Source organism: Thermogemmatispora sp. (assembly GCF_019683755.1).
Classification (GTDB): domain Bacteria; phylum Chloroflexota; class Ktedonobacteria; order Ktedonobacterales; family Ktedonobacteraceae; genus Thermogemmatispora.
The window spans coordinates 1-6972 of sequence record NZ_JADGHT010000249.1 but is presented as its reverse complement, the minus strand read 5'-3'; the positions used below and the strand labels follow the sequence as shown (position 1 = coordinate 6972).

Annotated in this window: 4 protein-coding genes and 1 pseudogene; 3 read left to right on the top strand and 2 right to left on the bottom strand. The window is 58.7% G+C overall.

The window, feature by feature from the left end:
- The coding region (locus IRZ24_RS14715) for a cellulase family glycosylhydrolase (protein ID WP_297165540.1) at positions 1–1178 on the bottom strand (1178 nt) is incomplete at its 3' end.
- Between the two features lie 133 nt (positions 1179–1311).
- Complete coding sequence (locus IRZ24_RS14710; protein ID WP_297165538.1) at positions 1312–3429, bottom strand: glycoside hydrolase family 9 protein; 2118 nt, start codon at positions 3427–3429, stop codon at positions 1312–1314.
- A gap of 592 nt (positions 3430–4021) precedes the next feature.
- On the opposite strand from IRZ24_RS14710, the gene IRZ24_RS14705 reads away from it, so the two are divergent.
- The 3 genes and pseudogenes from IRZ24_RS14705 to IRZ24_RS14695 all read left to right on the top strand — a co-directional run.
- On the top strand, positions 4022–5749 hold the full coding sequence (locus tag IRZ24_RS14705; protein WP_297165536.1) for an ABC transporter ATP-binding protein: 1728 nt from the start codon (positions 4022–4024) through the stop codon (positions 5747–5749).
- Between the two features lie 140 nt (positions 5750–5889).
- Positions 5890–6477 (top strand): ECF transporter S component, encoded by a 588-nt coding sequence (locus tag IRZ24_RS14700; RefSeq protein WP_297165534.1) that lies wholly within the window; start codon positions 5890–5892, stop codon positions 6475–6477.
- Positions 6478–6720: 243 nt separating this feature from the next.
- Positions 6721–6972: pseudogene (locus IRZ24_RS14695) on the top strand (hypothetical protein); the annotation flags it as partial.

The following is a 6972-nucleotide window of genomic DNA, read 5'->3' as shown; positions in this document are numbered from 1 at the left end:
GTCCAGTAGCTGGCGCTGTAGTGGACGGCGCAGTAGTGGCCGGGCACGGGCGTGGGCGTCGGCGTCGGGGTGACGCCGTTGGCTAGGTCTGTCAGATGGTTCAGCAAGCCCTGCCCGTAAGGTGTCGGTGTGCCGTTGTAGTCGGTAATGAGCGAAGGGAAGCTCCAGCAATTGTATGTGTCCCAGGCCCAGGCTAGATAGCCAATGTTGTTCTGGTCCATCCAGGCCATAGCCATATCGATGAAGCCGTGGGCACAGTCGTTCTCGCCGATCTCGCCGGCAATCACCGGCACCTGGGCTGCGACGGGTGCCACCGTCAGAACCCAGCAATTGACGTAGTTACATGTATTGAAATTGTAGAGATGGAAGGAGGCGGCCAGGTTATTCAAAGGATCTTGTGGCTTGTGAGAGAGCCAGCCCGACAAGTCGTTGGCGTAGGCCAGGCCGCCGAGCATGATGACATTGGTGGCCCCGGTAGCGCGCACAGCGTTCACCAGGGTCTGCATGCCAGCCACAGCGAAAGGCACATCCGTGCACGGGCTGGTGTTGGCCGCGGTGCTGCCGTTGAGCCAGCAATCCCAGCTTGTGGTGAACGGCTCATTGTAGAGATCGAAGATTACCGATGAATTGTTCTTAAAAGTAGTGGCGACCGAAGTCCAGAAGGCCGGCGCGTGATCCAGGTCAGGCATAGCGAGCTGTTTGTTTGCCTGCTGGGTGCCGGGCGCGCTCCAGTGCAGATCGAGGATAGTGATCAGGTTATTGGAGGTCAGCAGGTTGACATAATCGATAATAGCCTGCCGGTACTGAGCCGCGGTGTACTGAGCGGCGGGATAGCCGTTGATGCCAAGCCAACAGTCCTCATTGAGTGGGAGGCGGACAGCATTGATGTGCCAGCTCATCATCGCGGCCACCGAAGCGGCATCGCTAGGCCCGTCGAAGACGGTAGTATCGCCAGCGGCATCGCACATATACTCGGTACCCGAGCGATCCACACCCAGCGGGCGCACTGGCTGACCGGCGCCATTGAGGAGCTGGTTACCCACGACATGCAGGCCGCTATAGGAGACAGCGGCCTGAGCACGTTGCGCATGACGGGGCGCGTACCAGATCAGGCCTGCTAGCGCTAGTGCCAGCAAGGCACAGAGCGCCGGCAGGCTGCAGGACAGGGCTTTCTTCACGAGCGTTCCCTCCTCGTCTGTCGCGACAGTCTCATCCCTGAGAGCAGGCCCTATCAGTCCCTGCTGCCATAGCGTGCGTGTTGTTGGCTCGCCCTCGCTTCCCCCTGATTGGGGCGGGGAGCCGCCATTGAAATCAGGATTTCGGCGGCTCCTGCCCAAAGACCAGCGTGCCGTTGCGGTAGACGGGAATATACTGAGTAACAGCCTTGGTCGAAGTCAGGCCCTGGCGGCTCCAGTCGTTTGACGAATCCCAGTGATATTTGTAGTCACTGCCGATGGCCACGATCAGGGCAAATTCCAGATCACGCGTATACCAGAGCGGGTAAGCCGACCAGTCGAATTCGTAGTAGTAGACCGTGTTGGAATTGCCCCAGGCGTAGGGGCCGCGCACGGCGACCGGGCCGCCGTTGGGCAGGTACTGGTTCTGGTCGTAGTAGATGGCCACTGAGACTGCATTGATCGACTGGCCGACAGCCAGCAGCTCACTGATGTTGAAGAAGTAGCGCACCTTCAGCCCGGTAACGAACTGCGGTGGCTGGGTGGTGTCGCTATGGAGTGTCAGTGTGATCTGTGTGCTCTGGTTGCTATCCTGATTGACCAGCGCTTCGACGAAGAACGGATTGACGGGCGTTTCTGCTGTAGAAAAGTTGGGATTAGGCTGTTGGCCGGAACCATAGTAGTAGTAGAGGCCAGCCAGCGCGCCAACGAACGCCGCATTGTAGTCGACTGCCACCTCATTGTAGACAAAGTCATTGGTGGCGTCATCGTGATAGTCGCTGGTGTCAGGGCCGCCAACCAGGCCACCCCACAGCGTATGGCGGTGGTTGGGGGGATCGGACATGCTGTTCGTGAAGGAGCCATGAGCTGCGCGATGGTGAGGATGTTTAGCTGAGTTGGAAGCGAAGCCCACCATGTAGCAGCGATTCATTGGATTGCTGCCCAGAATATAGTTCATCTGCCCCAAGGCCCAGTCTGAGAAGCGTGAGTCGCCGGTGTACTTGCGATAGACCAGAGCACAGAGCTGAGCAGCAGCGTTGTAGCGGCAGGAACCCCAGGTATTGATGACCATGAAGCCACCAGGGGTCGGCTTCAAGAAATTCTTATCGTTGGGGTCCTGGTGGGGCACATTGGACCAATATTCCAGGTTCCAGCGAGCAATGTACCAGTGCTTGGAATCGTTGGTAATCGGAGCCAGCTTGAGGAACATGCCACCCCAGACGGAGTCCCAGCAGTGCACCCAGGTATTCTGCCAGTTGTCCTGAGTGCTGTTCATGATGGCCTTGAGGTAGCCAGTATAGTGGCCGCTGGAGTCGGTGGCGATAATATCGTTCAGATAGGACTGCTGGCCAGTGGCAATGTAGAGCCAGATAGCGGCCCAGGCCAGGTCATCGCTGTCACCGCTGGAGTTGTAGAAGCCGCCGGAGTAGCCAAGGCCGCGATTGGCGACGGCGAAACGGTAGAGGGCCTTGGCGTAGTCCAGGCACTTGGCGGCATAGGTGGGGTCGCTGCTCTGGCTATTGAGATACATAATGGCCAGTGCTGCGGCGGCCTGCCCACACATGTCACTGGCCGGCGTCTCGGAAGTAGCAAAGTAGGCCGGACGGGCCAGGTTCTCAACCTCGGGCGGCGCCCAGACGGTATGATCGATGGAGCCTTCGCCAACCTGGTAACAGAAGGCCACGACATTGCCGCTGCTGTCGCGGAAAGTACAGCGTAGCAGGTAGTCACAGCCCCAGCGCAGGATGGCCATCATATGGGCGTCCTGCCCGGTGGAGACGAAGGCTTGACGGAATTCATAGAAGCCCCAACCCAGGGTAGAGATGGCATATGCTTGAGGCAAGCCGAATTTGACGTGATCACCTGCGTCATGGAAACCGCCACTGACGTCGACAGTGCCTTTACCTGCCGGGTCAAGCACTTGCCGGTGAGCTGCGATGAAAGAGGCCGACATGTTGGTCCCGATGTTGTTGCTGTTCTTGGGTTGCAGGGGAACAGCGGTGTCGGAGAGGTCGCAGTCACCGCGCCAGGGTAAGAGGCCGCCGGTGACACCCGGGCCGGATTTCTGGGCGTCATAGAAGTAGATTGACATCTGCAAGGCTGCGGCCAGGTTGTATTGAGGGGTAGGAGCCGCGCTTGCCCCAATGCTGCTTTCGGCACTCGCCAGCGCCGCCCCCAGAGAACCTAGCGGCAGCGCCACCAGCAGATTGCGCGATTGCCGTAGCAGTTCGCGCCGTGAGATACGCGTAGACACGGTCTGACTCCTTTCAAGACGCTCCTGGGGATCATCCTTGACTCGCTCGTTCGTGTCCTGTCCTATCCTGGACTATCAGGGCGCTGCCTCCGGCATGCTCGCCGCTCGCTAACCAGCTCACTTCAGCTCATGGCCAAGACAGACAGGCCGATCACCACAACGCGCGCGAGCCGCCCGCGCGCAACCCTACCACCTGCAGACGAGCGCGCCGCGCTGGGTGAATGCTGCCAGCCTGCGCTCTTGCTCTGGCTCCTTCCACTTACCGCTGCCGGGGAAGGTTGGTGCTCTGCACTGTCTGCCTGAAAGCAGTATAGGCAGGCCCCACGGCAAAGGCCAGAGCAGATAGAAGGCAGATGCCAGTCAGTGAGATGACACTGCCAGGTTCGGCTGGCTGCAGGTTGTTCTCCTGTATTGATGAGATTACAGCAATTGCGGTATCTCTGTAGTGGCTGTTCCAGCAAGACTCGACGACATTGACAGCTTCCCCTCTCGCTCGGTACAATACTAAAGAGAAAATCGTAGCGGGTCAGAGCGCTTCCACTGTTCGTAAAGTCATGCGTTCACTGGAAGCGGCAAGCAACGCGTATTTTAGATGGTTACTCATCCCGACAACACGAGAGATGCATCGCAGGAAGCACCTCCGGCTGTTGCTGTCAAGGGATTGAGCTTTCGCTATCGCGCCCTCAACGAAGAGTCGCCCCCTTCAAAGAAGACCAGAAGAGCTGTCCCTGATTCCTCTGGTGCCGGGGTGGCGGAAGAGTCGCCCTATGCCATTCGTGATATTTCCTTTTCGCTCGCACATGGGGAGCTGCTGCTGATTGCCGGCCCGAGTGGCTGTGGCAAAAGCACGCTGCTGAAGTGCCTCAATGGCCTGATTCCCCATACATTCCGCGGCGAGTTAGAAGGAGAGATCTGGATCGAGGGGCGTGCTGCCGCTGGCATGAGCCTGCGCGAGCGGGCGCGCTATATTGGCACGATGCTGCAGGACCCCGAGAAGCAGATCGTTGGGAGCACCGTCGAGCAGGAGGTCGCTTTCGGTCTGGAGAATCTCGCTCTGCCGCGTGCCGAGATCCGGCACCGTGTCGACGAGGTGCTGCGGCGTCTTCAACTGGAGACCTACCGTCAGGAGTCGACCTTTGCCCTCTCTGGTGGGCAGCGTCAGCAGGTGGCAGCGGCTGGAGTCCTGGTAATGCAGCCTTCAATCTTTCTCTTTGATGAGCCGTTCGCCAATCTGGATGCGCGGGCTATCGATGAGCTGGAGGAGCTGATCAAGGGCCTGCGAGCCGAGGGGCGGACCGTCATCATTGTGGAGCATCGTGTTGAGGAGACTCTCAAGCTGCGTCCCGATAAGGTGCTGCTCATGCAGGACGGACGGCAGGTCTTCCTGGGCGATGTTTCCTCCTTCCTTGAGGTGGCTGATCCTGAACAGGTCAAGCTGCCGATCGAAGCGACGCTTCGTCGCCTCACTGAGGCTGAGCGGCGCCAGGTAGTTGAACGCCTGGTGCGTCCCATTGTGACCAGACGCGCAGTCGAGGCGACTGGCTCAAGCACTGATGAGCCAGTGCTTGTCTTCCAGGATGTCCACTATCGCTATGAGGCCGGCGGTCGGGAGATCTTGCGGGGTATCTCATTTGAGATACGGCGCGGTGAGACAGTCGCCCTGCTTGGACCGAATGGGGCTGGCAAGACAACCCTGGTGAAGCAGGCTCTTGGGCTGCTGCGTCCGACGGCGGGTGCAGTCTTGCTCTATGGGGAGGATACGCGCAAGCTGAGCGTAGCGCAGTTGGCGACGCGTATCGGTTACGTCTTCCAGAGTCCAAGCGCCATGCTCTTTGCTCCAACCGTTCAGAAAGAGCTGAGCTTCGGCCCCGAGAATCTGCGCTTCCCGCCCGAGCGGCTCCGACGCTCCGTCCAGCGCGCGGCTGAGGCTCTGGATGTGGCCCGTTTTGCTGATCGCTCGCCTTTCTCGCTTAGTTTCGGGCAGCAGAAGCGGGTGAGCATCGCCTCCGTGCTGGCGATGGAAAGTCATATCCTCCTGTTGGATGAGCCAACGGCGGGCCAGGATTATCGTTCTTATATCTCCTTTATGGAGCATCTGCGTAATCTTCCTGAACTTGATGCTCTCCTCTTCATTACGCATGATCTCGATCTGGCGCTGCGTTATACTCAGCGCGTTCTTCTCCTCAAGGATGGTTGTCTGGTAGCTGATGGGGCACCGTTAGAGGTGCTGGCCGATCAGAGCCTGCTGGAAAGCTGTAATTTGCGCCCGACTTCGCTCTTGCGCTATCTGCTGGCGGAATGTAGCCGCAGCCTGGCGTGACGGGTGAAGGTAAGCAGAGCTAAGGGGAGTTAGTCGCTCTTCTCCACTGGCTTGCTTCTTCCCGCATTGTGCTTCCTGATGGATATTTGTTCCCACGGAATTGCAATCATCGTCATCCTGGAGAAAGGAGTCAACACTGTATGGCAACTACTGAGAAAGAGAGTCTGCGTGAGCGTGGGGTCAATAGCCAGGTCTGGGGTCTGGGGGTTCGGCACATTGTCTATATGGCCCTCGGTGCGGCTCTCTATGGCATTTTCAGTTACGCTACCAATCTCATCCAACTTCCCAGCGCTGGCAATGTCTCGTTCCGCCCCGCCATCGTCATCCCTCTCTTTTTTGGGGCCGTCTTTGGTCCGTGGGTGGGCTTCTTCTCCGGCGGTGTGGGCAACCTCTTAGGCGACTATATCTCGGGCTATGGGGTCTTCTGGAACTGGGATGTAGGTAATGCCCTGATCGGCTTTATCGCCGGCCTGGTGCTCTACTTTACCTGGGGCGTCTATCGCAATTCGCGCTCCATCGTGCTGGCGGAGGTCTTTGCCGCGCTGGGGGTCATCATCGGCATCGGTTTCGCTTCCATTACGGAGATCTGGCTCTCAAAGCTCAGCTTCGCGACTGCTATCGTTGGCTACTGGCTGCCAGCGGCTCTCTCTGACCTGATCAACGGCCTGATCCTCTTGCCCATTCTGCTGGCGGCATACCGGACCGCTGTGGGGCGCTTCGGTCGCTAGCCTGCCGCACTGCACTGTGCGGCGACAGGTGCGAAGAGCGTGCCCCTTGCCCTTGTTGTGACTTGTGACCAGTGAAACCGAGGGCGCCGGCTGGCTGTGTCAGTCTGGTTGGCTCTGTTCCTGATGGAGCGCGGGAAGATGTCAACGGCGGCGGGACCTGGGGCAGGCGAAGGTGCTGGCCTCTGTCCTGCCGCCGCTTATCTCTCTCGCGTGCTCCGAAGCGTGGCAGAAGGAAGATGCGCTATGCTGATGACGTTCCCTTATATCAAGCGCGATACGCCTATTCATCGCCTTGATCCGCGAGTCAAATTTTTGCTCCTCCTGGCGTATGGCCTGGCGGCGGCTCAGACCTCGAATGTTTGGCTGATTCTGCTCGGCTTTGTGGGAACTGGCTGCTACTATTCTTTGACGCGCTTGAAGTGGTCAGAGACAAAGCGCGCCTGGCTCTTCATTATCTTCCTCAATGTGATCATTGTCTTCGGAAACTATTTTCTG